Origin of the sequence: Paenibacillus pabuli NBRC 13638 (genome assembly GCF_001514495.1) — a bacterium.
In the GTDB taxonomy this organism is placed as follows: Bacteria; Bacillota; Bacilli; order Paenibacillales; family Paenibacillaceae; genus Paenibacillus; species Paenibacillus pabuli.
In genome coordinates, this window is sequence record NZ_BCNM01000034.1 from 22,854 (window position 1) to 49,002 (window position 26,149).

General features: G+C 46.3%; 21 protein-coding genes, 1 tRNA gene and 3 pseudogenes. 4 read left to right on the forward strand and 21 right to left on the reverse strand.

Annotated elements, in window-relative coordinates; genetic code table 11:
- Positions 1-11: 11 nt before the first annotated feature.
- Both PPA03S_RS30130 and fabD read right to left on the reverse strand, forming a co-directional pair.
- Entirely contained in the window at positions 12-2,597 is a 2,586-nt protein-coding gene (locus PPA03S_RS30130) for an AMP-binding protein (RefSeq protein ID WP_062329535.1), read from the reverse strand.
- Positions 2,590-3,828, reverse strand: coding sequence for an ACP S-malonyltransferase (gene fabD, locus PPA03S_RS30135; RefSeq protein ID WP_217998979.1), 1,239 nt, complete (start codon positions 3,826-3,828; stop codon positions 2,590-2,592). The genes PPA03S_RS30130 and fabD overlap by 8 nt, the downstream gene beginning before the upstream one ends.
- A gap of 213 nt (positions 3,829-4,041) precedes the next feature.
- Between fabD and PPA03S_RS30140 the strand changes: the two genes are divergently transcribed.
- Both PPA03S_RS30140 and PPA03S_RS30145 read left to right on the forward strand, forming a co-directional pair.
- On the forward strand, positions 4,042-4,692 hold the full coding sequence (locus PPA03S_RS30140) for a TetR/AcrR family transcriptional regulator (protein WP_062329539.1): 651 nt from the start codon (positions 4,042-4,044) through the stop codon (positions 4,690-4,692).
- Positions 4,693-5,958: an MFS transporter gene (locus PPA03S_RS30145; protein ID WP_062329541.1), complete on the forward strand. Its 1,266-nt coding sequence runs from the start codon at positions 4,693-4,695 to the stop codon at positions 5,956-5,958.
- Positions 5,959-6,059: 101 nt separating this feature from the next.
- On the opposite strand, the pseudogene PPA03S_RS34305 reads toward PPA03S_RS30145, so the two are convergent.
- From PPA03S_RS34305 to nrdR, 4 genes and pseudogenes are all read right to left on the reverse strand, one after another.
- Positions 6,060-6,456: pseudogene (locus PPA03S_RS34305) on the reverse strand (FAD-binding protein); the annotation flags it as partial.
- A gap of 40 nt (positions 6,457-6,496) precedes the next feature.
- Positions 6,497-6,965 (reverse strand): annotated as a pseudogene (gene tnpA / locus PPA03S_RS30155) (IS200/IS605 family transposase).
- Between the two features lie 188 nt (positions 6,966-7,153).
- Positions 7,154-7,226, reverse strand: a tRNA-Ala gene (locus PPA03S_RS30160).
- Between the two features lie 172 nt (positions 7,227-7,398).
- Entirely contained in the window at positions 7,399-7,866 is a 468-nt protein-coding gene (gene nrdR, locus PPA03S_RS30165; RefSeq protein WP_024629154.1) for a transcriptional regulator NrdR, read from the reverse strand.
- A gap of 114 nt (positions 7,867-7,980) precedes the next feature.
- On the opposite strand from nrdR, the gene PPA03S_RS30170 reads away from it, so the two are divergent.
- A complete protein-coding gene (locus PPA03S_RS30170; protein ID WP_017689472.1) occupies positions 7,981-8,202 on the forward strand; it encodes an alpha/beta-type small acid-soluble spore protein in 222 nt (73 codons plus the stop codon).
- A 144-nt stretch (positions 8,203-8,346) separates the two neighbouring features.
- Here the strand turns inward: PPA03S_RS30170 and PPA03S_RS30175 are convergent, their stop codons facing one another.
- The 12 genes from PPA03S_RS30175 to PPA03S_RS30230 form a co-directional block, all read right to left on the reverse strand.
- The gene (locus PPA03S_RS30175) at positions 8,347-8,910 is read right to left on the reverse strand and encodes a lytic transglycosylase domain-containing protein (protein WP_062329545.1); all 564 of its coding nucleotides are present in this window, start codon (positions 8,908-8,910) and stop codon (positions 8,347-8,349) included.
- Positions 8,907-9,503: a dephospho-CoA kinase gene (gene coaE / locus PPA03S_RS30180; protein ID WP_062329547.1), complete on the reverse strand. Its 597-nt coding sequence runs from the start codon at positions 9,501-9,503 to the stop codon at positions 8,907-8,909. Before coaE ends, PPA03S_RS30175 begins: the two co-directional genes overlap by 4 nt.
- 9 nt (positions 9,504-9,512) lie before the next feature.
- On the reverse strand, positions 9,513-10,286 hold the full coding sequence (locus PPA03S_RS30185) for a manganese efflux pump (RefSeq protein ID WP_062329549.1): 774 nt from the start codon (positions 10,284-10,286) through the stop codon (positions 9,513-9,515).
- Between the two features lie 153 nt (positions 10,287-10,439).
- The gene (gene mutM / locus PPA03S_RS30190; protein ID WP_062329551.1) at positions 10,440-11,270 is read right to left on the reverse strand and encodes a DNA-formamidopyrimidine glycosylase; all 831 of its coding nucleotides are present in this window, start codon (positions 11,268-11,270) and stop codon (positions 10,440-10,442) included.
- Between the two features lie 116 nt (positions 11,271-11,386).
- Positions 11,387-14,041, reverse strand: coding sequence for a DNA polymerase I (polA, locus tag PPA03S_RS30195; RefSeq protein WP_062329553.1), 2,655 nt, complete (start codon positions 14,039-14,041; stop codon positions 11,387-11,389).
- Positions 14,042-14,257: 216 nt separating this feature from the next.
- Entirely contained in the window at positions 14,258-14,917 is a 660-nt protein-coding gene (gene phoU, locus PPA03S_RS30200; RefSeq protein ID WP_062329555.1) for a phosphate signaling complex protein PhoU, read from the reverse strand.
- A gap of 63 nt (positions 14,918-14,980) precedes the next feature.
- Positions 14,981-15,736 (reverse strand): phosphate ABC transporter ATP-binding protein PstB, encoded by a 756-nt coding sequence (gene pstB, locus PPA03S_RS30205; RefSeq protein ID WP_062329557.1) that lies wholly within the window; start codon positions 15,734-15,736, stop codon positions 14,981-14,983.
- Between the two features lie 232 nt (positions 15,737-15,968).
- Entirely contained in the window at positions 15,969-17,147 is a 1,179-nt protein-coding gene (locus PPA03S_RS30210) for a methyl-accepting chemotaxis protein (protein WP_062329559.1), read from the reverse strand.
- Between the two features lie 152 nt (positions 17,148-17,299).
- Positions 17,300-18,028, reverse strand: a complete 729-nt coding sequence (locus PPA03S_RS30215; protein WP_062329560.1) for a response regulator transcription factor — start codon at positions 18,026-18,028, stop codon at positions 17,300-17,302.
- 117 nt (positions 18,029-18,145) lie between these two features.
- Positions 18,146-19,975, reverse strand: a complete 1,830-nt coding sequence (pnpS, locus tag PPA03S_RS30220) for a two-component system histidine kinase PnpS (protein ID WP_062329562.1) — start codon at positions 19,973-19,975, stop codon at positions 18,146-18,148.
- Positions 19,976-20,003: 28 nt separating this feature from the next.
- Complete coding sequence (locus PPA03S_RS30225) at positions 20,004-20,351, reverse strand: cupin domain-containing protein (protein ID WP_245683768.1); 348 nt, start codon at positions 20,349-20,351, stop codon at positions 20,004-20,006.
- A 272-nt stretch (positions 20,352-20,623) separates the two neighbouring features.
- Entirely contained in the window at positions 20,624-21,493 is an 870-nt protein-coding gene (locus PPA03S_RS30230; RefSeq protein ID WP_062329565.1) for an SDR family oxidoreductase, read from the reverse strand.
- Positions 21,494-21,909: 416 nt separating this feature from the next.
- On the opposite strand from PPA03S_RS30230, the pseudogene PPA03S_RS30235 reads away from it, so the two are divergent.
- A pseudogene (locus PPA03S_RS30235) lies at positions 21,910-23,100 on the forward strand (sensor domain-containing diguanylate cyclase); the annotation flags it as partial.
- Positions 23,101-23,331: 231 nt separating this feature from the next.
- On the opposite strand, the gene PPA03S_RS30240 reads toward PPA03S_RS30235, so the two are convergent.
- From PPA03S_RS30240 to icd, 3 genes are all read right to left on the reverse strand, one after another.
- Complete coding sequence (locus tag PPA03S_RS30240; protein WP_157284431.1) at positions 23,332-23,757, reverse strand: hypothetical protein; 426 nt, start codon at positions 23,755-23,757, stop codon at positions 23,332-23,334.
- Between the two features lie 140 nt (positions 23,758-23,897).
- Positions 23,898-24,839, reverse strand: coding sequence for a malate dehydrogenase (mdh, locus tag PPA03S_RS30245; protein ID WP_062329570.1), 942 nt, complete (start codon positions 24,837-24,839; stop codon positions 23,898-23,900).
- 15 nt (positions 24,840-24,854) lie between these two features.
- Positions 24,855-26,147 carry an NADP-dependent isocitrate dehydrogenase gene (gene icd / locus PPA03S_RS30250; protein WP_062329572.1) on the reverse strand — a complete coding sequence of 431 codons (1,293 nt, stop codon included), beginning with the start codon at positions 26,145-26,147 and terminating at the stop codon, positions 24,855-24,857.
- Positions 26,148-26,149 lie beyond the last annotated feature (2 nt).

Below are 26,149 nucleotides of genomic sequence, written 5' to 3' on the forward strand. Positions count from 1 at the left end.
CCCCTCCCCACTCACTGTGATACCGATCTGTTGGAAACAATATCAACACTCAGTAAAGACTCTAATGAGTCCGCGATCGTCTGGAACAGCCCTTTCATAAGAACCCCGTTCATTCTGGAAGGGTTATAGCGGAAAAATAGCTCTACTGAATCTGTCATATCCTGCCACTCCATGATCATATCGAATACGCCATGAAGGGCATCCTCTGTATGTAACCAACCCTTCCGTACGAACAGACAGCGGGCATATCCCGGTTCAATGCGAGGCACATATTTCTCAATATCTCTCTTGTGGTACACCTCTGCTTCGCCCACTTTTTTCTTCACACCTGCCAATAAGAGCAGATCTTCTATCCTCTCTACTTCTGCAAAATCCACGTTAAAAGGCACAATCCAGCCTTTGCCGTCCATCATAGTATGAACAGTCACTTTAGAGTCGATCGATATGTCATACATGGCGTTGGAAAGAAGGGCAAGCCATATTGCTTCCTCGGCAATCTGCAACTCGAGACAAAGTGTTTGAAAACGACTTCGTTGCGCCGGGTCTACCGCCATGCGATACTGATTCTCTGCTCCACTCCACACCGCTTCGAAGTACGGTGCTTCCAATTGTACCGCCTGCAGCTGCAGCTTCTTTCTTGGCAATTCCTGCGAGCCTGAAATCAGTTGTGCAAGCTGTGCCACTGAAGGATACGCAAAAATATCGGTTAACGTGATGACATCCGGATATAGAAGGTCCACTTCCTCAAGCATCTGCATCACGAGAATGGAAGTTCCGCCTATCTCAAAAAAGCTGTCATTGACCCCAACATGTTTCTTGCCAAGCAGCTTACACCATATGTCAAACAACGCTTGCTGCGTCTTGTCCTCGGGTCTTTGTACCAGTACTTCCTGTTCCCGAAGTTCCTCCCATTTTGTTAATTCGTCTTCTACGTTCCGAAATGCTCCCTCTTTGTATTTCTCAATATATTTATAACGCTGCAGTTTGCCACTGGTCGTTTGATGTATTTTCGAAATCGGCAGGATAACGGAAAGATGGATACCCATCACTTGGTTCACATGTCTGCGAATCTGATCCGCGTAACGTCCGAACTCTTCCAGCTTGTCCCTGTACAAAACAAACAGTGCTGCTTCTTCCGTCCCTGTATCTTCTCTGTATATACCACAGGCAATCATGCGTTTGATTTTCAAATCCGTGCATTCCTCTGCGATTCGTTCAATATCATAGGGGTAATAGTTGGAACCGTTAATAATGATGATATCTTTGGTTCTCCCCGTAAACACCAAATGGTTATTTATAAGAAAGCCAAGATCACCTGTATGGGCCCAACCGTCCGGAGTAAACAGATTGTTGGTCGCTTCTTCATTGTTATAGTATCCATCCGTAATATTAGCACCCTTGATCTGGATAAATCCGACATAACCTTTGGGGAGAGTTCGACCTGAATCGTCACATACTCTCACCTGACTGCTTCGTAGCGGGGTTCCCGTTCCAGAGAGTGCCAGGCCTGCTTCATCCTCACTTGATAGAAAATGAGCCTGGTCCCCGACATTGAGACTATCCCTGCGGACATAATACGTCGTAAATGCTTCGTGCTGCTCCTGAATACACACCGCCACACAAGCTTCAGCCATGCCATAGCCCATTTTCATCGTTTTCCCATCAAGCCCATAAATGGCCATCTCGTCTAAAAATTGTTGACAGGCCTCCACATCAATAGGTTCCGCACCATTCACGACAGCCTTGATCCGGCTTAAATCCAAATCAAAGTAGCGCTGATTCGCAGCTTTATGATACGCATTCAAAAAATACTTGATTCCGAAATTGGGCGAAGCAAGCATCGTTGCCTTGAACTGGCTGGCCAACTGTAACCAGAGTACAGGCCTGCGGATGAAAAGCCAGGTTGGCATCTGATATTGGTTCAAACCGGCAACCAGCGGGAGCAAGTGGAACATAATCATGCCGAGGTCGTGAGTCAGGGGCATCCAATTCAGAAAAGCATCCTCTGAGGAGGCTCCCAAACGCTCTTCGAGATCATATATGTTCGCGAGAAGCTTGCGATGTGTCAGCTTGATACCCTTGGGCTCTCCCGTTGTCCCCGAAGAAAACTGAATAAAAGCAATATCGTCAGGGCGAGCAAGAACAGGTTTCTCATGATGTTCAACGGTCTGGTTCATCAGGTTCTTGACGTCCAGAAGAACACAGTTTCGATCTGGAAAGCAGGACAGACGCTCACGAAGCTCGGCGAGATGGCGCGATTCCGCCACGATAAAGGGATGCTTCAACACACCGGTTACACGCAACGTTTTTGCCAGCGCTTCTTCATTTTTACTCACCGTCAAAGGAACAGGGATGATGCCGCCAAGCAGACAGGCCCAGAAAATAACCAGGAAATCACGGGTGTTATCCAACTGCAAAATCACTTCAGATCCTTCACTTACTCCGTTCTTTCTTAGCAGATGCACGGCAGACATCGAGGACTGATAGAGCTCTGCAAAGTTGCAAAACTCGCTTTGGAATTCCCCCTCAACAAAGGTGATACCTCGCTCTTCCAATTCAGTGTGACGACACAAGGCTTCATTGAGCGTACTAAACATGCTGAACCACTCCTTCTTCAGCTATATGACTGAGAATATCTCCCCGTTGTGGAGCAGGAGTCATCTTACAATCCAAAATGTGTTTTAAGGCTTTGAGAGCTTTATCATTGCCGCCTGCAAACTCCTCCGACTTAGCAAGCCGCTCTAACTCCCGAAAGGACCCCGCAACCTCTTCCAGATAGTCCGAAGTTTCAACGTGAATGTTGTGGTTTCTGGCACAAAGTGCAGCCTTTAAATAACGGGCATATGGCGCATTTTCAGTTCCCTTCGGAGCCCTGTCCTTCATGAGCTTCTGCCAGTCCTCCTTCTTGTCTGTAGGATGAATCAGGCATGATTCAGGTCTCTCTCTTCTCAGCATGTTACTTAACACACTACCTGGTCCAACCTCGATCAGGTTGTTAATCTGCCTTTCCATAAGGAATTGGACGCACCCCTGCCAGTGAACTTTCTCTACCATCTGTTCTGATAAAAAGGAGGGTATGCAGGTCTCGGAAGGATACGGAAGCGCCGTAACATTGGAAAGAACCGAGTACCGCATGGGATGAAAACGCATACAACTAAGTTCATCATACAATTTCATTGCTGCATCCTTCATCAATGGACTATGGAAAGCACCGCCCACCTGAAGAGGTGTAACGTAACCTCCCAGCGCGACAAATCGGTTTTGAATCATCGAGAGCGCATCCATATAACCTGAAACGACTGTTTGACGGCTGGAATTCAGATTGGAAATGACCACTTGACCCCGGAATTCAGGCTCACGACATTCCTTCTCAATGACTTGTGAGCTAAGACCATGAACAGCGAGCATTGAGCCGGCTCTCTGCATCTGAGCATCCCGCATCAACATGCCTCTAAGACGCACGAGACGAATGGCATCCGCAAAATGTAAGGCTCCCGAGGCGGTCAGTGCAGTGATCTCTCCAAGACTATGTCCGGCCAAATAGACTGGATTGAGTTCCGTCTTCTCCATTAACACACGAAAGGCAGCGATACCAACCGTCAAAATGCACGGCTGTGCGTACTCGGTCCGGGTTAACTCTGCCAAATCCCCTTGAAAACAAAGTTTCGATACGCTGTTTCCCAATATCTCTGATGCCTCTTCAAACGTTCTTCTGGCTAATAGGGAACTGGTGAACAATTCCTGCCCCATGCCTATGTATTGTGATCCCTGACCCGGAAACAGCAGTGCGGTCTGCATAACATCCCCCCAAAACCATTTGTTCGACAATATTTGATATTAGAGATGCGTTGTTACACGATTTTTTTCGTATTTTTGTTGAAAAATAAGGATTTAAATACAAATATATTACATTTAAACACATTATATCAGCAATTACTTAAACAGTTCAATTTATTTTTTAGGTCTATTGAAAATGAATCCAGTGTCATTTATAATATAATAAATCGCGATTCATTTTAGGGAAAAGGGGGAACCGATCAGATGTCTCCGAAGTTATCCGACGATCAAAAAGAGCAGCGAAATCTGCAAATTCTTGAAGCAGCCAAACGTGCATTTGAACAAAAAGGTTATGGGGCGACTACATTAAAAGACATTGTTGAAGAAGCTGGAATGAGCAGAGGATGGATTTATTTGTATTTCCAAAGCAAGGAAGAAATCTTCGAAGCATTACTTCAGTGGCAGGACCTGCAGCATAAAGATCATGTGGATGCGTTAATTGATTCTTCATTATCGATCTGGAAAATCATTCTCGACCTATATTCACAGCAATTGGAGGAACTACTCCGTTTCCCGGATGCCGGACTGCAGTCCGCATTCTATGAATATTCCCTGATTGGCTCACGGGATGAAGAACGCCGGGGCTTGCTGATGGAACGTTACAATTCAGGTGTTGCTCAATTTGCAAGATTAATTCAAATCGGAGTTGAGCGGGGAGAGTTCTCACCAACGATGGACCCTATGGACATTTCCAGACTCGCAGCATCGTATCAGGAAGGTATTATGACCCACACCATCACTGTAGGTACCGAAAAAGCAAAAACCAGTATGCAGTTTGAAGCGTTGACCACGTATCTGAGAACACTGCTGCACCCAGCGATAATTTACAAACCTGAACATTCGGAGGAAAACTAAATGAAGGAACTTTTCCGTAATCCTACCTTTCTAAAACTCTTTCTGGCGACCTTTACTTCACAGTTGGGAAATGTCGTTGGAAATATGGCCTTCGCTTATTATATGGTGGATCGCTTCAGTAATCAGCCATCGTTAGCCAGTATGGCAGAGCTTATGTATTCACTTCCAACCTTGGCCGTGTTCTGGGTAGTTGGTGTCATTGCAGACCGTTTTGATCGCAAACATATTGCCACATACAGTGACTGGATTAGGGCGCTCTTAACCTTGTTGCTGCTGCTTTTTGTTCACTATGACGTGCTGTTCATGTGTTTTTTGATCCTGTTTCTCCGCAGTTCAGTCTCCAAGTTTTTCGGACCGGCCGAAATGGGGCTTCTCCAAGGCAGTATTGGTCAAGATCAGTACGTTCACGCTTCCGGGTTAATTCAGGTTATTTCAGGAGTATTCATGCTCTTTGGACTGAGTCTGGGAGCAACAGCTTACCATTTTATTGGTATTGAGGGAGCCATTATTGTGGATTTTTTCAGTTTCCTCTTGTCTGGTTCACTCCTCGCCTGGGCCAATTTCCCAGAACATGCACGTATGCCAAACGGAAAGAACCGTGTACGAGATCTTCGCTTCTCTCATGTTATTAAAGACTTCTGGCAGGGGCTTCGATATATTATACATAACCGGCTTCTGCTTATTTTGATTAGCGGATTTATGTTTTTTGGTATTGTTAACGGTGTATTTTCTGTCCTCCCTATTTTTTCAATGAAGTACAAACTCAGTCCAGATCAGTATGTTGTCCATTCATCACTAGTCACCGTCTTTATGGGAGTTGGCTTTTTGATTGGCAGCATTTTGGGCCCCATTCTGATCCGACGTTACACAAGAACGCCGATCCTTATCACTTGTCTATTTTTGGCAAGCCTGCTCTTGGCGGGATTGGGTCTCGCAACTCGCGTAGAGCTCTATTTCGTTATTATTCTGTTCGCGGGAATCGCGATTGCTCCCATCAACATAGCACTGGGAAGCTGGCTTCCGGAGCTTGTTCCGCCTCAGACAATGGGACGGGTGAATTCACTCATTGAACCCGTTATGATGCTCGGCCATTCATTAGCACTAGGGACAATTAGTTTGGCTTTCCCTGTATGGATCAACGTGACATGGCTTCATCTTACACTGGCTATTTGTACTGTTGCCGTAAGTTTCTTCTACTTAAAGTCTCTACCGGCTCTGGTTCGCCAAAAAATGGCTCCTGTAGCAGCAGAGCAAGCCGCCCCTTAAACTTTTATTCAAAACAAAATACCCCCCTTGGGATTCATCGGAGACATGGCAGGTTTATCTCCATGTTGTTTCCAAGGGGAGCACTACATCAATCTACATTTCTACATTTCTTTATTTACATTCTCTCCATCATTCATCTCATCCACAGCATTCTTACCAGCGATTCGTCCAAAAGTAAAGATATCCGTGAAGGCATTACCGCCTAAACGATTGCCTGCATGTATCCCTCCTGCCACTTCTCCAGCGGCATACAGGTGTGCTATGGGCTGACCGTTTTCATCCAAAACTTTTCGTGTCGGCCTTGATACCGCCCATCGTATGGTGAACTGCAGGTTTTCTAGGTGTAGCGTAGAATGGAGCCTTCTCGACTTTTAAGCTAACCGTATCCTTATGGAACTCCGGATCAAAACCCGCATCCACATAGGAGTTCTACTTATCAATCGTCGTTCTGAGAACCTGAGGGTCCATATTGATTTGCACTGCCAGCTCTTCGAGGCTCAGTGTTATTTGTCACTTTCACTTACCAGTTAAACTGGTTTTACTTCTTTTTGCTCCTATTATTGCTGAATGGATCTTCGTATTCTTTTGCACTCAGCTTATCTACCGCTTGATCATGCGCTTCTTGCTCACGAATATACTTTCTCACCGTTGCTTCATTTAGACCTACTGTACTCACGTAGTACCCTTCTGCCGAAAATTTTCGATTTCCGTATTTATACTTGAGCTGGGCATGTTTTTCGAATATCATGAGCGACCTTTTTCCCTTTAGATATCCCATGAACGTCGAGACTGCCATTTTCAGTGGAATTGCTACCAGCATATGGACATGATCGGGCGTGACCTTTTATAATCTCTACTCCCTTGTACTTACACAAACGTTTGAATATTTCGATTAAATCTCTTCTTACTTGATTATAGATTTCTTTCCGTCTATATTTCGGGGTGAACACAATATGGTATTTACACATCCACTTTGTGTGAGCTAGGCTGTAGCTCTTGGTTGCCATTGATGACCATTCCTTTCTTTTGAGCCTGAACATCTCAATTTTATTAGAATGGTCATGGTGGTCAAACCCGGGGTCTCTCCACCCGCATAGCGGGTGTTTTTTTTGTTTCGCGCGTTTCACACACTCAACTGGCTAAAGCCATAACGAAAAGAACGCCGTCACATAATGTGACGGCGTTCTTTTCGTTATGGAGCCTAGGGGGATCGAACCCCTGACCTCATCGCTGCCAGCGATGCGCTCTCCCAGCTGAGCTAAGGCCCCTTACTAAGTTGTCCTACTTTGCAACATTCCGTAGGCGACTCCTATATCATATAAAATACAGCTTTCGCTGTCAACCACTTTTTCATGAAATGAAAGTGATTGGAGAAGAACAACCTTTAACCTGGAACAGATGACCGTAACCCAGACTGCTCTTCTCCCCTTATGCACTCCATTAATCCTCGATGTCTTCTTTGGACAAAAGGGATTTTAATTCTTTCATAAACATATTAATGTCTTTGAATTGACGATACACCGAAGCAAAACGTACATAAGCTACTTCGTCCACCGGAAACAGCTGTTCCATCAGCAGTTCGCCAATTTGGCGGCTCTCGACTTCAGCATCGGCTGTATTCCGCAAAGCCTTTTCCGTTTCGGATACCATCATCTCCAGTGTCTCTACCGAGACGGGACGTTTCTCACAAGCCCGGATCAGTCCACGGAGAATCTTGTCCCGGCTGAATTCCTCCCGACTGCCATCTTTCTTGATCACGATCAGCGGCGTTTCTTCCACCATTTCAAAAGTTGTAAATCGTCGGCTGCATTGTTCACACTCCCGACGACGACGAATCGATTTCGATTCATTGGCTGGCCTTGAATCAAGCACTTTTGTGCCCAGATACGCGCAATAAGGACATTTCAATTCAGATCACTTCCCATGTTTTACTTTTACCACAAATTCCCTGTACCTATTTAGTTATGAAAATCGCATTGCCGACACATAATACTTTTACCAACCGCGAGGAGGTGAACAGCAATGGCCCAAAGCAATGGTAACTCCAACAACCTGGTGGTAACTAAAGCCTCCGCAGCTCTCGAGCAAATGAAATATGAAGTTGCTCAAGAACTCGGAATCAGCATTCCACAAGACGGATACCAAGGTAACATGACTTCTTACGAGAACGGTTCGATCGGTGGATACATCACGAAGCGTCTGGTAACAATTGCAGAACAGCAATTGGCAGGTCAATACCAATAATATCTTCTTCATTGTAATACGGTAACACAGAGGAGCATGGGGCGGCCGGTGAATAACCGGCCTGCTCTGTGCTTCTACTTATTTTAGACAACGATAAGTACATTTAAAAATCCATCCAAACCTATATCAACTGAAATGTCTACCTTAGAACGTATTATAGATCTTTACATATTGATTATAATAATAAATGACTCGTTGTACATAGTGCCGGGTCTCACCAAACGGAATATCCTTGACCGTCTCGAATGAGCCGTCCCAAACACCATCCCTTAGCCATGAATTTACTTTGCCTGGACCTGCATTGTATGCGGCAATCATTGCCGCTTCATTTCCATTGAATTGGTCTGACAGATTGCGTAGATACCACGTACCTAACTGAATATTTCTTTCAGGTTCATGCTTCAATTCTTCCAGCGATGTGCCCGGAATTTTGCCTTGTTCCATAATCCAGTTCGCGGTGTCCGGCATGAGCTGCATCAGCCCAATGGCACCTCTCTTTGATTCCTTGCTCGTCTTAAAATTGGTCTCCACCTTGATGATGGAAGCGATGAGAAACGGATCGACCTCATAACTCTGTGACTGGGCACGAATCTCTTCCTTGTAATGAATGGGATAGAACCAGGCCATCCAATTCGTATTCAGGAACAGGACCAAAACAAAAGACACAAACATCAACAATAAAACCCGTTTCTTACGCAGCAATCTCATAATAAGCCCTTACCATGCAAAAATGAAATGATTTGTTTCTCCGTCTCTGACCATAAGCCGCTGTTATCGATGACAATGTCTGCACGCTGCTTCTTGTCTTCAATGTCCATCTGCACGTCCATCCGGGCCTCAGCCTGTTCCGCCGTCATTCCATCCCGGCTCATTAGCCGTTCCCGTTGTACAGATCTCGGGACGTACACAACCATCACTTCTTCGAAGCCATCCTCCAGCCCAGACTCGTACAATAAAGGGATATCCGATACAACAAGCTTGTCCGGATGCTCCAGCTCATATGCAGCAGCACGCTCACGCATCTCCTTACGGATCGCAGGATGCGTAATAGCCTCCAATGCTTTCCGTTCTTCCGGACTCTGAAAAACAATACTGCCCAGCTTCTTCCGATCCAATGTTCCGTCCTCATTTAGAATGGCTTGTCCGAACCGCTGAACAGCCGCAGTCAAAACGGGATGCCCGGGCAGCATCACTTCCCGGGCAATAACATCTGCATCAATGAGCAACGCTCCCTTACTGGCGAGAAAGGCGGACACACTGCTTTTGCCTGTCGCGATCCCGCCGGTTAAGCCAATATTCATGATTTCACCTCACAACAACTTCATTATTCCCATAATCATTAATAAAAGTGCTGGCAGTACAGATAATCTTCGCATCCAACGCAGAGCAGCGAATCGCAAGCCAACCTTCATACCCAGTAACAGAAATGCCCCGCTAAACAATGCAATAATTAATGCCGTCCACAACGTGGGAAATCCAAGTAATGCCGCTCCCAGTCCTGCACCAAAAGCATCCAGAGACAGAGCTATACCAAGCCACATCGCTTCCTGTACGGAAATACTCCCCGAGTTATCCATATCCGCCTTCGAGGGGCTGCGCAGGATCTGAATCACAACACCCAATTTTCTCAGCTCGATTGTAAAGACCATTCGTTCCAGAGATCCACCGGAGGCAGATTGCTCCAGATCAAGCGCAAGCACCTGATTTCTACCGTTTAACAGAGCCTCCGGTGCTGCTATACTTCCACCTCGGATCATTCCTGCTTCTGCTCCCTCATCCAATCCATTGTCTGTCTCCAGTTGTTCCTTGCCCTGTTTTCGAAGAAGTTGCAGCAACGACCATGCGCCAATACCGATCAGAATGACTGCCCCAACCATCGAAGCCACATCCGGAGATACCACATGAGACAGAAGCACCCCCACTTGCATGGATAACGCAATAACCAGACCCGAACAGATAGAAATGACGGCAATGGATAACACCGGAATTTTGGTTCTCCGCAGCCCATATGTAATCCCGACTCCAAAACCATCTAAACTAAGCGCCAAAGCCAGCGCCAGCAATGAAATAAAATGATGCAGCACCCCGGATTCCTCCCCTGTGCGAACTCGTTCCAACCGACAGTTGCCAGTATGGGTATACGCCCGCTTATTTCTGCCATATCAGTATATGGAGGGAGGAATCCAAGGGTGCTACAATTTGACGATTAAAATCATGCTACCGTGCCTGGTACCGATTCATCGCAGCGGTTGACACTTTGGACAATAATGTGTGCCCCTGCCGCCTACTACGCTCTTCTCGATTAATGTACCACACGTTGCACAGGGTTCGGACTTGCGTCCATATATTTTCAACTGATGCTGAAACATCCCCATCTCGCCTTGTCCATTCACATATGATTTGATGGAAGATCCACCTGCATCCACCGCATCCTGAAGTGTAGCCACAATCGCTTCATGCAATACGGTTAACTGGGCTTCTGATAACGTCTTGGCAATGGTCTCCGGATGAATGCCTGCGCGGAATAAAGCCTCGTCCACATAAATATTCCCGATCCCGACCACATATGCCTGATTTAACAGCACAGCCTTGATTTTGGTTGTCCGCTTGCCAACAGCTTCCCGGAATGCATCTACTGTAAAGGCAGGATCCAGCGGTTCCAACCCCAGCTTTAACAAAGGTTTGGACACCAGTTCCTCGCCTGCGCTGAATAGATGCATTGTACCAAACTGGCGAACATCCTTATAACGTAATTCTGTACCATCAGTAAAGTGAAAGATAACATGGGTATGCTTCTCCACTTCCTCATGCTGCTGGTACACCCCGTACCTACCTTCCATCCGCAGATGGGAGACAAGCACCAGCCCGTCCAGCAAAATACGCAAAAACTTGCCTCTGCGCTCCACACCCATAACGGTATGTCCCGCAAGTTCCAGTGCAAATGCATCTATGTCGTCCGGCCGCTGAATAATCCGCGGCAAGCTAACGGTAACTGAGTCAATGGTCTTGCCCACAATAAGTTGATTCAATGTTCTTCTGACTGTTTCGACTTCCGGTAATTCCGGCATGATGTTCTCACCTCCCTTATATTATAACGGAAGATGGCGCCCAGCGGGACCCCTTCTTGTGTCGAAAGCAATTGAAGGGCATATTGTAAAATAACGGGAAACCCGCTCAGAGCCTGCTATTTGGCTTCGTACCAGTTTTCCCCGTAGCTGACTTCCGCTTTCAGCGGTACAGACAGCTTTAATGCTTTTTCCATCACTGAAGGTACGAGCTCTTTCATGAGCTCCAGTTCATCGGCAGGAACTTCGAAAACAAGCTCATCGTGTACCTGAAGCAGCATACGACTCTTCAGCTTGCGTTCACGCAGCGCTTCGTCCATCTGAACCATGGCCAGCTTGATAATATCTGCCGCCGTTCCCTGAATCGGTGTATTCATTGCTGTACGCTCCGCAAAAGAACGAAGGTTGAAGTTGCTCGCATTAATCTCCGGCAGATAGCGGCGACGTTCCAGCATCGTTTTGACATAACCATCCTGACGCGCTTCCTTCACAATATCGTCCATATATCGGCGAACGCCCTGGAATACTTCGAAGTATTGATCGATAAACTGCGCAGCCTCTTTACGGGTAATATGCAAGTTCTGGGACAAACCGTAATCGCTTATTCCATAAACGATACCGAAGTTAACCGCCTTGGCTGAACGGCGCATATCTCCATCCACTTCCTCAGGCTTCACTCCAAACACATCCGAAGCGGTCTTCGTATGGATATCCATATCGTTGACAAAAGCTTCCTTAAGTCGTTCGTCGTCCGAAATATGTGCGAGAACACGCAGTTCAATCTGTGAATAGTCTGCTGCGAGAATGGACCACCCAGGTTCGGAAGGAACGAACACCTTCCGGATTTTGCGGCCTTCCTCCATCCGAATCGGAATGTTCTGCAAGTTCGGGAATTGACTGCTCAGACGTCCTGTTGCCGCAATCGTCTGACGATAAAACGTGTGAACCTTGCCATCTTTATCCGAGATCTCCTTAAGCAGCCCTTCTACATAGGTGGACTGCAACTTGGCAAGCTGACGATATTGCAGGATCAGCTTCACCACATCATTATAAGGGGCCAGTTTCTCCAATACTTCGGCATCTGTCGAGTAGCCTGTCTTGGTTTTCTTCACCACAGGCAGACCCAGTTTATCGAATAAAATCTCACCCAGTTGTTTCGGTGAATTCAGATTGAATTCCGTACCGGAAAGCTTGTAGATTTCCGCCATCAATCTGCTGATATTTTCTTCGAACTCACTACCCAAAGCTTTCAAATCTGCCGTATTCGCTTTTATCCCCTGTTTCTCCATATCAGCAAGAATACGTGACAACGGCATCTCCAGTTCATGGAAAAGAGAATTCATCTCATTGCTCTCCAGCGCCTGCTCCTGAAGTGGAATAATGGCTGCTACGGCTGCCGCTTTGCGGCACAGGAAATCTCCCAGTATATCTTTGTCAGGTACCTTGTATTTTGCCCCTTTGCCGAGAACGGTATCATCCTCCACCAGGGAAGGCAGACCATATTTCGTGGTTAAGCCACTGATGGTCTGATTGGCTTCGGTTGGATCGAGCAAATACGCAGCCAGCTGTGCATCGAAGGATGCTCCTGCGAACTCGATACCATGCGCATGCAGCGCCAGATCGACACGATGCAGATCATATCCGCGCTTGGGCCGTTCCGGATTGCCGAGCCATTCCCGTACCGGAGCAGCTGCACTGGACTGAAGCAATTCGGGTGACAGGAAGGTGTAGTTTCCAGCTGAACCCACTGCAAGTCCAATCAGTTTCGCCTGATGCGGGTTATCGCCATGTGTCTCCACATGCAGCACATCAATGGATTCAAGTGAGCCAAACAGCTCTCCAATCGTTTCCTCTGTGGCGATGGAGGACTCTACCTCGGCAGCGGGAACAGCTTCCTGCTCAGAGACGATGCTTCCACGGAATGAAAGACGTTCGAGCAGAGACTTGAATTCGAGCTTGGCCAAAGCCGGACCTGCTAATTCCTCTTTCAACCCGGCAAACTGCATATCTTCCCAAGTTTTGTCCAACGGAACTTCTCGGTGGATCGTGGCAAGCTGCTTGCTCATCCGTGCATCTTCGGCATGTGCCTCGATCTTTTCTTTCATTTTACCTTTCAGCTCGCTAGTGCCATTCAGAACGTCCTCTACCGATCCGAACTGATGAAGCAGCTTCAGCGCCGTTTTCTCGCCAACACCGGGAATGCCCGGAATATTATCGGACGTATCGCCCATCAGACCTTTGAGGTCAATGATTTGTAGCGGAGTCAAGCCATAGCGCTCCTTGATCTGAGCAGGATCATACAGTTCAATCTCGGTGACCCCTTTGCGCGTCAGGCCGATATGAACATGATCCGAGGCGAGCTGCAACATATCTTTGTCGCCCGATACAACCAGTACCTGTCTTCCCGCTTCATCGGCACGTTTGGTTAACGTTCCAATAATATCGTCCGCTTCGAATCCAGCAAGCTCAAACTGGGCAATACCGAAACCCTGAAGCAGTTCTTTCAGCAGCGGAAATTGCTCAGACAGCTCCGGCGGGGTTTTCTCCCGACCACCCTTATACTCCTGATAACCTTCGTGACGGAACGTGACTTTCCCCGCGTCGAATGCCACCATCACATGTGTCGGTTTGTGTTCTTCCAGCAATCGCAGCAGCATCGTCGTAAAACCGTATACCGCATTGGTATGCAGACCTTTCGAATTGGTCAGGGGCGGCATTGCAAAAAACGCCCTGTAAATAATGCTATTTCCATCTATGAGAATAAACTTGTCCATTCCAGCACCTCGCGTATCGTATGGTCAAACCTTCAATTACATCTACTCTAATGATACCATATACACCAGTTACAACAAAAAGATTAGACATCTTTTCATATCATTTCTTACCAGCAAAAAAAGGAACCTCCTCCGCGATAGCCTGTGCACAGGCTGCCGGAAGAAAGCTCCTTGATTTCGAACAAACGATTCTTTAATTATACTGTACTTCCTTAACTACTGATTGAGATCCGGGCGTTTGCCTGTGACCAGATACACTGTACTTTCACCAATGTTCGTGGCATGATCACCAATCCGTTCGATATAACGTCCAACCATCATTAGAAGCATGGCCTGGGACGCTTTATTTGGATGGTCTGTCATGAATGAGTAGAGGTCGCTTATCATATGACTGTACAATTGGTCAACCTGGTCATCCGTCTGAGCCATTTTGTAGGCGAGATCCGTATTTTCCTTCAGGAAGGATTCAATCGATTCATCAATCATCGCCTTGACGATTTCCGCCATTCTTGGAATGTCCACCAGAGGTTTAATAAGCTCCTGTCCCTCCATACGAAGTGTCACCTTCGCTACATCCAGTGCGAGGTCGCCCATCCGTTCCAGATCACTTGAGATTTTGAACGCAACGATAATACGTCGCAGATCCTTCGCTACCGGCTGCTGTGTAATGATGAGCTTGGAACCCAGTTCCATAATCTTGTCTTCCAGGGCATTCAGATTCGCATCATTCTTGATGATGACCTGAGCTTTCTCTGCATCCATCGTCCGTAAACTTTCAATGGCGCCATCCAGCGCCGTTCCTACATGCTCACCCATTTGCCGAAGCAGTGTGCGCAGTTCCTCTAGCTCTTGATCAAATTCTTTTCTGCGAATCATTGGTTTCATGTCCTCCTTATCCATCATCTCCGGACACACCGGGATCGTTCGAAATTGGCTTGATTATCCGAACCGTCCGGATATATAATCCTCGGTCCGTGAATCCTGCGGCGTGGAGAACAAGGTTTCTGTATCCGCTGCCTCGACCACTTCCCCATTCAGGAAAAACACAGTACGACCCGATACCCTTGCTGCCTGGTGCATGTTATGTGTTACCATCACAATCGTGTACTTATGATGCAGCTCCTTGACCAGCTCCTCAATTTTGAGCGTCGAGATCGGATCAAGTGCAGACGTTGCTTCATCCATCAGCAGAACGTCTGGTTGCACGGCCAAGGCTCGTGCAATACAAAGACGCTGCTGTTGTCCGCCAGAGAGACTGAGCGCCGACTTTTTGAGTACATCTTTCACTTCATCCCACAGGGCAGCATGCACAAGACTTTGCTCAACCAGTTGATCCAGTTCTGCCTTTTGGGTCACCCCATGGAGTCGTGGTCCATAGGCGACATTATCGTAGATGGATTTTGGAAAAGGGTTAGGCTGTTGGAACACCATACCGACCCGCTTGCGCAGCGTCTCGACTTCAATCTCATTGCTATAAATGTCGGAGCCGTCCAACATAACTTGTCCTTCCACACGCACACCTGGAATCATGTCATTCATCCGGTTCAATGTACGAAGCAAGGTAGATTTACCGCAACCTGATGGTCCGATAAACGCAGTAACCGTTCTCTCGGGCAGGTCCATCGATATATTTTTAAGTGCGTGATGCGTATCATAGTATAAATTTAGTCCATCGATATGAATGAGGTCCTTCATGGATGTTCACTTCTCCTTCGCTGCAGGGACAACCAGACTCCCTTTACGTTAACCGATGCCAATGATCGAACTTGGCTCTTGGCCATCTATAACATCCTACCTTCTCATTGTAAAAACAGTATCACTTTCATGTTAACGGAATGTAAAAAGACATCTTTCACAGCTATCCCTGATTGATTCAATCACGGATGATGAATGATGTCTGAACCCGTTCCCGCAGGATATGCAATGGTTACGAATCAGTTACCATATCCTGAAGCTTCCTGTTAATGTGTTCCGCCATTTCCCCGGCTTTCTTGCCTTCAGTGACAATCCCCTCTGCAATGCGGGACATGCCAGCCACTGAAGTGCTCAGTTGTTTAAAGGCCGTCCCTCCTGCGGTTACATGAACCGAACTGTCGGCAATTTCAGCTGAGCTTGCTCTAACCAGTTCCACAGTCTGTTGGGTCAATTTACCTATATTTTCCAGCAAGGTGGACATATTGCCCGCAATCTCTCGGGTTTGTTTGGCCAGAGCACGTATCTCCCCTGCGACGACCTGGAATCCAAGTCCATACTCACCCGCATGAGCGGCCTCAATCGAAGCATTCATCGCAAGCAATCCACTCTGATCAGCGAGAGAGCGAATGGAACGCGCCATCCCGGCTCCTGTTTCAATCGAAGTCAACATCTCACCTGCATGTTGGCGTTGTCCTTCCATATGCTCATGTACGCGGTTATACGAAGCCTCAACCTGCAACAGACTCTTCTCCCCTTGCTCTGACCATTTCATAATCTGTTGGGCTTCTTCTCCTGCATTCCTTGCAGCCTGTACGAGATGGGAGATCGAATTATTAATTCCGGAAATCTCCTGCCGACTGTTTGTAATGGTATGTGTACGCTCTTCACCAGCCTTGTGCTGAAGTGTTCGAGACAAGGACATCACATCCCGCATCGTCAGCACGCCCAAAACCTTATGCTCTTCCGTCAGGATTAAACAATCATAGAACTGCTTCTCGCTTCGAGACAGAGCAATATCAATAATACCTAAAGCATCCATGCCAATATCTACAATAACCGGGGATGAATCGGAAATACGCGAAATAGGTTTGTGATAAAACAAATCGGCTGCAAAGCGCCCATTCAAAATCTTGTATAATGTTTCCCGCATTAATAGACCAAGCGGGTGCATCTGGTCGTCACATAGTACAATACATGGATACGCCTGATCCTTATTGAGCATGCCGGCCGCTTCCCCACAGGTGGTGTGAATCCCAACCATGGGTACTTTACGACAATAGTCCTTTAAGTGAACTTGACTTTTTATATCAACTGCTGTCTTTTCCTCTTGACCCAATCTGCTTGCTATTACTTCTTGCGTATATATCGTTTCTTCTCGTTGATCAGGCTTTTCTTCGAGCAACATGGGCATAAATGCGCAATCTCCTTTACGTATGAGCTCCGTCCTGAGATGGGATATGTAGGTCCAAAGTATCACTCAGACAGCTTCATCCTACTCCTTATACGTAAAGGAAAATAATTCTTTATGTTAACAGAATGTAAAATAAAACTCCCCGATCATTGTTAGGTTGAATGATGGGGAGTTTTTCTTTTCACAACCAATTTATAACCTACACCGCGAATGGAATCGATATGAACCGATTCAGGGTCCAGCTCCAGCTTCTTCCGCAATGAACTGACGTGAACGTCCACCGTTCGTTGGCCACCGATATAATCGAAGCCCCAGACCGCATTCATCAGATCATCCCGTGTTAGTACAACACCGGGTTTCTTGGCAAGATAGAGCAGAACTTCAAACTCTTTGGGACGCAAACTTATGGATTGTCCACCTAGTGTAACTTCATATTTCAATGGATAAATCTCCAGTTCCCCCAGTATAATCCGGGAACCGTCTTTATCCTCGGGTTGTGGCAGATCCTCACCATTCGAATAACGTCTTAACACGGCATCCACTCTGGCGAGCAATTCGGATACACCAAACGGTTTGGTGATATAATCATCAGCACCTGATTTCAGACCTTGCACAACCTCGGCTTCACCATTTTTGGCAGTCAAAATAATAACTGGTGTGCTGACACCCTGAATTCGTAACTTGTTCAGAATGTCCAGACCATTCATTCCAGGAAGCATCAGATCCAGCAAAATCAGATCAAATTCCTGGGACAAGGCCCTGTCATATCCTGCAGATCCATGATCTTCGGCAATAACGTCATATCCTTCTTGTGTCAGGTTGTACGTAAGCAATCTTGATAATGTTGGTTCATCTTCAATAACGAGCAAACGCTGCGCCATGATACCCCTTCTCTCCTCATAGGTTGTCTGTTGCCACAACACTTTGTTTATCATAGCACCTAATTGTTAACGCTGTGTAAAACAGTACATTCCTTTTACATTTCTGCTTCCATCGCACTAGATTTCTTCATCCTGAATGAATGGAAGGATAACACGAAACGTTGTCCCCATGCCAAGTTCGCTCTCTACAGAGAGCTTGCCATGATGCAATTCAACCAGATGTTTCACAATTGAAAGTCCAAGTCCAGTTCCACCCGAATTACGGGATCTGCCTTTGTCCACCCGATAGAAACGCTCAAATATCCGCGGCAAGTCTTTCTTTGGAATACCTATTCCTGTGTCTGAAACTGCAAATACAACTTGTTCTTCGTCCTCGTTATGTTCAACCATCACTTGTAATTTTACCCGCCCGCCCTCAGGGGTATAGTTAATGCCGTTGGATAAGAGATTAATAAAAATCTGCTTCATCTTATCCTCATCAGCTTCAATATATAATTCTTCGGGAACATTCATCTCCAGACGAATATCTTTCTTCTCCGCCACCTTGGACAGAGTACCCAGAACCATCTCGAAGAACGAATGCACATGCACAGGTGAACACTGAAGCGGAGCACGTTTGGATTCGATTTTGGATAACTCCAGAATATCACCAATTAATCGATTCAGTCTGTCACCCTCATCGTATATAATCTGCAGAAATGAACGCTCTGTCTCTTTATCCTGAACCCCGCCACTGAGAAGGGTTTCAGCAAACCCTTTGACTGCAGCCACAGGAGTCTTCAGTTCATGAGATACATTGGCTACGAACTCACTGCGCATCGTCTCCAGCCTGCGGATCGCTGTCACGTCCTGCAAAAGGAAGAGCATCCCCCGATACGCACCATCATCTTCCGACATGGGTACCCCGTCAATACGAATCAATTTTTCCACCGGATTGAATACACTTACTTCTTCGTGCATGGGCTCTCGCATGGCAACACTTTCTTCAATGGTACGGGTCAGCTCATAATGCCGCTTCAATTCAATATACGGCTTGCCAGTCACCCGGTCTGCCTGAATGCCAAGCATACGCTCTGCTTCCCGATTGACCAGCGCAATGGATTGACCTGCATCAATCATGACAATTCCGCCTGTCATGTTGGCCAGGACGCTTTGCAGCAGGGCTTCATTATCCCTGATCGTTTTCAGCTGCATCTGAAGGCTGTCTGCCATCCCGTTAATGGCAAGTCCCAGTTGGCCAATCTCGTCATTTCGGGTTACATCCACTCTCGCATCATAATCCAGCTTGGTGATCCGATGGGCCACCTTCGTAATATGTTCAATGGGTGACGTTAATCCTCGTGCAACCCTATAACTGACCAGAGCTACAATCAGGAACAGAAGTCCCAAGGTGAAAAACATCAAAATCCAGCCCTGTTGAAGACCTTGATCTACAGCCTCAAGGCTCATGGACAGCCTAATGTATCCGTCAAATTTTCCACTGGGCAACTCGATCATGTCGCTTTGATCCGAATTCACAGGAAGCGCCACATACAGCATGTCCTGCCCCAATGTTTCACTATAACGAATGGAATGACCATAATTTTGCTCACTGGCTTCTTTAATCTCCTGACGGTTCAAGTGATTATCCATCGTATTGGGATCGCTCTCCGAGTCTCCAATGACCATTCCATCTTTGTTAATAAAAGTTACCCGTGAATCCGTCAGTCGATCCAGCTCAACTGCTCGGTCTGAGTAATATTTCTGTGTGGCTGCATTCGTTGGATCGCTTGCATCATGAAACGGAAACGTCGCTTTCAGCAAATTGATCTCACGCACCATCGTCTGTTCCAGTGCATTAATGTGGGTCGTCTTAAACACTCTGCCCATCGTATAACCCGCTATAATGACGGAGATACCGATCAGCACCATCATAATGATGGCAAGGCGAATTCGAAACGGTCTCATGTATATCTTCCTTTGTTATATATAATATTTATGTATCCAGTTCTGTTCGATCACCGCGGGTACCTGGCTGGGAAATCACCAGAAACTCAACCTCTGCTCTGCCACGATTCTGCATCTGATGCGGCATTCCCGGTGCAATTTCTATTCCTTCATGAGACTCCAGAATATGCTCTTCTCCGTCAAGTTCCATACAAGCTTCTCCACGGAGGATGAAAAAAAACTGACGGCTTATGGAATGATAATGCCGAGATTCAGTCGTTCCTGCAGGCATTTTTTCATGAATAACGCTTAAGGTTTCGTTTTGAACGAGATGCCAACCATCACAATTTCCGCCCCATATGTAATGTGCTGCATTCTCCTTGCTAATCTTTTTCACGTGGAATCCTCCCGATAGATATATAGATACATATCTTGTTCCATATATCATATCACAGATCCTATAGGGAACTCGCCGTTTCTCGTCGGCACACCATAATCATTTCATCATCAGGTTAGACAGTTACTTTCATAAAATATCATGTAAATATGAATTTGGATCCCGACTTATGTAAACGGACCATTGAATCACACAAAAAGACGCTTCGTCCAGTCCTGCTGGAAACGAAACGTCTTTGTTTACTCTTCATAACCTTTTTATTTTCGTCAATTCTATCCGTTAACCACTTCGCCGCCATTGACATGCATGACCTGTCCACTCACGTAGGACGAATCATCAGAAGCGAGATATACGTATGCCGGAGCCAATTCATCCGGTTGACCTGGACGTTTCATCGGCTGAGTAGCGCCAAATTCACTCACCTTTTTCTCATCAAACGTGGATGGTATGAGCGGTGTCCATATCGGCCCAGGCGCAACGGCGTTCACACGAATGCCCTTCTCTACCACATTCATCGACAGTGAGCGGGTAAATGAAGTGATGGCTCCTTTTGTCGATGAATAATCGATCAACGTTGGATTACCACGATATGCGGTAATGGACGTCGTATTGATGATTGTACTGCCTTTCTTGAGATGCGGCAGCGCAGCCTGTGTAATATAAAACATGCCAAAGATATTTGTACGAAACGTACGCTCCAGCTGTTCTGGTGTAATATCTTCGATCTGCTGCTGAGGATGCTGCTCTGCTGCATTGTTCACGACAATATCCAGCTTGCCCAGTTGATCCACGGTCTGTTGTACGGATTTCTTGGCAAATGCAACATCACCAATGTCTCCGGCAATCAGTATGCATTTACGGCCTTCCTGTTCGACCTGGCGCTTCGTCTCTTCCGCATCCTGATGTTCGCTCAGGTATACAATCGCTACATCGGCACCTTCTTTTGCATACGTAACGGCAACAGCACGTCCAATTCCACTGTCTCCACCCGTAATCAATGCAACCTTATCCAACAATTTGCCGGCTGCTTTATATTCAGGTTTCTCAAACTCCGGCTTGGGGTGCATCTCCGATTCAATCCCAGGACGCTGATTCTGTTGTTGGGCTGGCATTGTCTTTTTGTTTTGTGTATCGGTTGACATCTGGCATTTCTCCTCTCAAAATGAATTTCTGTTCTAGTCTCATTCTGTAGGATGTCATGAACAGTACAAATTATTCCCAAATTCGACTGTCATTCTCCAAAGTTGCTGTCTGTTTTCTCGATACTTACTTACCACTCTCCTTGGAAGATCAAACAAAAATATCTATTATAATAAGTTCGAATTTTATTCGAAAAACGGACTGATTCAGCGCCTGAATTGTATTCCTATGCTGTATGGGCTGATGTACAATGTACAGTATACAGTAACATTAACTCTGATTTCCTAAGTTAGAATTAATCGTTACCAGGCATCTCAACTCAACAAATATTCTGAACGAATATGGAGACCTAACCTATGAAATCGCACATTAATTCGTATATAACTCTTGTAGCCACTTCAGCTGTGCTCACCTTTTTTATAAAAGGGTATGGCTGAGAGAAAACAGTGCCGTGCCTCTGATGGATATTGCCATTGGGCAATGGTACGTTGTTCACGGGGCTTTCACCTTTTCCTGTCTGTTATGTGCCTGCCTGATTCTCATCAGACAGTGGAGACACACCAAAAAAATGTATCGTCGCCAACTACTCACACTGATTACCTCACAGATCATTCCGATGGTAGCGGCTTTTGTTTATTTGCTAGGTCTGACTCCGAATGGAATGGACCCCGTTCCGGTTCTCATGTGTATTACATCTGCCATGTACATATGGGCCATTCTATCCACTCGTCTGTTAACAATCGTGCCTATCGCCAAGGATCATATCTTTGAAAGCATGCGTGAAGGGGTTATCGTGTTGGATAGCTCCCAGCGGCTCGTCGATTATAACAAGTCTTTGCGCAATATGCTGCCAGAGCTGGAATGGAGCATGGTGGGCCAGCATCTGAATGATATTTGGCATGCGCTGGCCGGAAAGCCTTTCCCTGTGGAATATGATCGAGAAGGTCTGCAAAAGGATTTGTATTGGCAGTTAAATGACGAAACGGTCTGTTACCAAGTCAGAACATCTTATGTTTATAACAAGGATGGACAGGCCGTCGGTACTCTCATTATGCTGATTGATATTACCGAGCAGCGTTTCCTGCAAGAACAACTGAAACAAATGGCTTATTTCGATGGCCTCACCAAAATATACAACCGTACACAATTTTTGCACAAAGGCCGGGAAATTTTGAGTGAAGCCCAGCTTAACCTGCGGCCCGCTGCCTTTATTTTATTTGATATTGATTATTTTAAAAGGATAAATGACACTTATGGACATGACGTTGGCGACCAAGCCATCATTCATGTGGTCTCTGTGTGTAATCGGTATCTCAGTCCGGAGATGCTGTTCGCTCGGTATGGAGGAGAGGAGTTCGTAATAGCTGTGCCCCATGCAACACTCAAGGATGGCGAGTAGCTTGCCGAGAAGTTACGCGTGGCTTTGTTGAATGACCCGCTGGAGGTACAGGATACTCGTATTCCACTGACTTCAAGCTTCGGAGTGGCACAATATAATGGAGGGTCCGATTCTCTGGAATCCTTGCTACGCGATGCGGATACAGCTCTTTACGAGTCCAAGCGTAACGGCAGAAACACCGTTTTCGCCCATGCTCTCAGTTTGAGTTGAACATACCATACAGCCTGTAAATATGCGAAGTCCTATATGCTCCTAACTCAACCTTATTACCTTGTGCTGCTGATTGGCAGACAGCCTTCTGAATGAAGGCAAAAAAATAGACAGCCTCTGGGCTGTCTATTTTTGTTTCGTATTCACTTTTTCCTTACATGGCTTGTCCCCGTATCTGGTGTGCAAACGCTTTACGTTTAGTCCTCAGATAGATTGCATGAAGACTGTTTTCTAGATAACCTGGTTATTTACCATCAGGTATACCATGATGAGCAGGAACACGGCAAGCAGTGTGCTGAATGTACGAATCTTGCTTTGCTCCGGACCAACATCACGGTTGCTCTTCACAGCCTCTGCAGCCAGACGCAGCGGTTTACCCATAATGCCACCAATTGCCGCAATAGCAAGCAACAGAACGACTACTACGCCCATCCACAGATAGGAATACTCACCCTTGGTCATTAAGTAACCGCCCGTAAGAAGCTGAATCACAAGTCCATACTGTGCGATACGGTTCAATGAACGGAGCGACGCAAATGCTCCTTCTTGGGCTGCAGCACTCAGGGTACGGATTTTGCCAACCACGAATGGCAAGATCAGATAGAAGCCCATAGCCAGCGCTCCAATAATATGAAGCAGATACATAATCATTGTCAAAATTTCCATCCTCCTCAAAAATTTCAGTTCAGTGTGTTATACATCACATCCCATTATACTGGGGAACTTATCCAAAGAAAAGAAAACCTCCGGAGTTTCCGAAGGTTTTCGCTTTGTTGCTGTTCAAAAAGTTTTCAAACTTAGATATTTACTACTGAAATAACGTTACGAACCGAATCCGCAGATTTGTCGAGTCCTGCTTTTTCTTCAGCAGTCAGTTCCAGTTCAAATATTTTTTCGATTCCGTTACCACCCAGAACAGTTGGCACACCAAGGAACAAGTCGTTGTAGCCATATTCCCCTTCAAGGAAAGCAATTACCGGAATGATTCGTTTTTTGTCTTTCAAAATGGCTTCGGTCATTTGCACCAATGAAGCTGCCGGTGCATAGTATGCGCTGCCGTTTCCAAGCAGGTTTACGATCTCACCGCCGCCAACCCGTGTACGTTGTACGATGGATTCGATGCGATCTGCCGGGATGAGGGTATCGATTGGAATACCGCCGACGCTGGAATAACGAACGAGTGGTACCATATCGTCTCCGTGGCCACCAAGAACGAACCCACGGACATCTTCAACCGATACATTCAGCTCTTGTGCAATGAATGTGCAATAACGTGCAGTATCCAGGACACCGGATTGACCGATTACGCGGTTTTTAGGGAAACCAAGTGTCTGATAAGCTGCATACGTCATTGCATCTACCGGGTTACTTAGAATAATGACAATGGAATCAGGGCAATATTTTTTCACATTTTCACAAACCGACTTCACGATTCCTGCGTTCGTATTGACCAAATCATCACGGCTCATACCCGGTTTGCGAGCAATACCAGCTGTAATGATAACAATCTCTGAACCTGCAGCATCCTCGTAGTTGGAAGTACCGATAATGTTGCTATCAAAACCCTGAACCGGGCTGGCTTCCATCATGTCGAGTGCTTTACCTTTTGTCGGGTTTTCCAATTGAGGAATATCAACCAGTACAACATCCCCGAGTTCTTTTTGGGCAAGCATCAAAGCGGTTGTAGCTCCGGTAAATCCGGCGCCGACTACTGTGATTTTTTTGCGCTGAATAGTCACGATTCACATCTCCCCTTACAGGTTTTTAATGATTTGATCAGCAAATTCAGAACATTTCACTTCAGTAGCGCCGTCCATCAGACGTGCAAAGTCGTAAGTAACGGTTTTATTGTTAATGGAAGTTTCCATACCTTTGTAGATCAGGTTAGCCGCTTCTTGCCATCCCAAGTGCTCAAGCAACATAACACCAGACAGAATAACGGAACCAGGGTTCACGACGTCTTTGTCCGCATATTTCGGTGCAGTACCGTGAGTAGCTTCGAAGATCGCATGTCCTGTTACATAGTTGATGTTCGCTCCTGGAGCGATACCAATTCCGCCAACTTGTGCAGCAAGTGCATCGGACAGATAGTCACCATTCAGGTTCAACGTTGCAATAACATCGAACTCGCCTGGACGAGTCAATACTTGTTGCAGAGCGATATCGGCAATTGCATCTTTCACGATGATTTTACCAGCATCTTCAGCTGCTTTTTGAGCTGCATTTGCTGCATCCGTACCGTCTTTTTCCTTGATGATATCGTATTGTGCCCAAGTGAACACTTTGTCAGCGAACTCTTCTTCAGCAACTTCATAACCCCAGTTTTTGAAGGCACCTTCAGTAAATTTCATGATATTGCCTTTGTGAACCAATGTTACGCTCTTACGGTTGTGATCGATGGCATATTGCACTGCTGCACGTACCAGACGCTTGGAACCTTCAGAGGAAACTGGCTTGATACCGATACCTGAAGTTTCAGGGAAACGGATTTTGTTTGCACCCATCTCTTGTTGCAAGAACTGGATCACTTTTTTCACTTCTTCGGAACCTTCTGCATACTCGATACCTGCATAGATATCTTCAGTGTTCTCACGGAAAATAACCATGTCTACCAGCTCGGGACGTTTAACCGGTGAAGGTACACCATCGAAGTAGCGCACAGGACGCAAGCAAGTGTACAGATCCAGTTCTTGACGCAGTGCCACGTTGAGGGAACGAATTCCGCCGCCGATTGGCGTAGTCAATGGTCCTTTAATCGCTACGATATACTCGCGAATGGCTTCAAGCGTATCGTTTGGCAGCCACTCCCCGTATGTATTGAATGCTTTCTCACCAGCAAACACTTCGTACCAAGCGATTTTTTTGTTGCCATCATAAGCTTTTTCAACTGCTGCATCCAATACGCGCTTGGAAGCTTTCCAGATATCACGGCCTGTACCGTCACCTTCAATAAATGGAATGATCGGGTTATTAGGTACTTGAAGTGTACCGTTATCAATTTGAATTTTTTCGCCTTCAGTTGGGTGAGCAAATTTTTCTAATTTCATTA

Excerpts from the sequence above, each read along its gene's own strand:
- pnpS (WP_062329562.1), bottom strand. The coding sequence starts at position 19,975 with ATGAGACCGTTTCGAATTCGCCTTGCCATCATTATGATGGTGCTGATC.
- PPA03S_RS30215 (WP_062329560.1), bottom strand. The coding sequence starts at position 18,028 with ATGGCGCAGCGTTTGCTCGTTATTGAAGATGAACCAACATTATCAAGA.
- PPA03S_RS30145 (WP_062329541.1), top strand. The coding sequence starts at position 4,693 with ATGAAGGAACTTTTCCGTAATCCTACCTTTCTAAAACTCTTTCTGGCG.
- PPA03S_RS30175 (WP_062329545.1), bottom strand. The coding sequence starts at position 8,910 with ATGAGATTGCTGCGTAAGAAACGGGTTTTATTGTTGATGTTTGTGTCT.
- PPA03S_RS30170 (WP_017689472.1), top strand. The coding sequence starts at position 7,981 with ATGGCCCAAAGCAATGGTAACTCCAACAACCTGGTGGTAACTAAAGCC.
- PPA03S_RS30230 (WP_062329565.1), bottom strand. The coding sequence starts at position 21,493 with ATGTCAACCGATACACAAAACAAAAAGACAATGCCAGCCCAACAACAG.
- polA (WP_062329553.1), bottom strand. The coding sequence starts at position 14,041 with ATGGACAAGTTTATTCTCATAGATGGAAATAGCATTATTTACAGGGCG.
- PPA03S_RS30130 (WP_062329535.1), bottom strand. The coding sequence starts at position 2,597 with ATGTTTAGTACGCTCAATGAAGCCTTGTGTCGTCACACTGAATTGGAA.
- pstB (WP_062329557.1), bottom strand. The coding sequence starts at position 15,736 with ATGAAGGACCTCATTCATATCGATGGACTAAATTTATACTATGATACG.
- PPA03S_RS30140 (WP_062329539.1), top strand. The coding sequence starts at position 4,042 with ATGTCTCCGAAGTTATCCGACGATCAAAAAGAGCAGCGAAATCTGCAA.
- coaE (WP_062329547.1), bottom strand. The coding sequence starts at position 9,503 with ATGAATATTGGCTTAACCGGCGGGATCGCGACAGGCAAAAGCAGTGTG.
- phoU (WP_062329555.1), bottom strand. The coding sequence starts at position 14,917 with ATGATTCGCAGAAAAGAATTTGATCAAGAGCTAGAGGAACTGCGCACA.
- PPA03S_RS30210 (WP_062329559.1), bottom strand. The coding sequence starts at position 17,147 with ATGCCCATGTTGCTCGAAGAAAAGCCTGATCAACGAGAAGAAACGATA.
- icd (WP_062329572.1), bottom strand. The coding sequence starts at position 26,147 with ATGAAATTAGAAAAATTTGCTCACCCAACTGAAGGCGAAAAAATTCAA.
- mutM (WP_062329551.1), bottom strand. The coding sequence starts at position 11,270 with ATGCCGGAATTACCGGAAGTCGAAACAGTCAGAAGAACATTGAATCAA.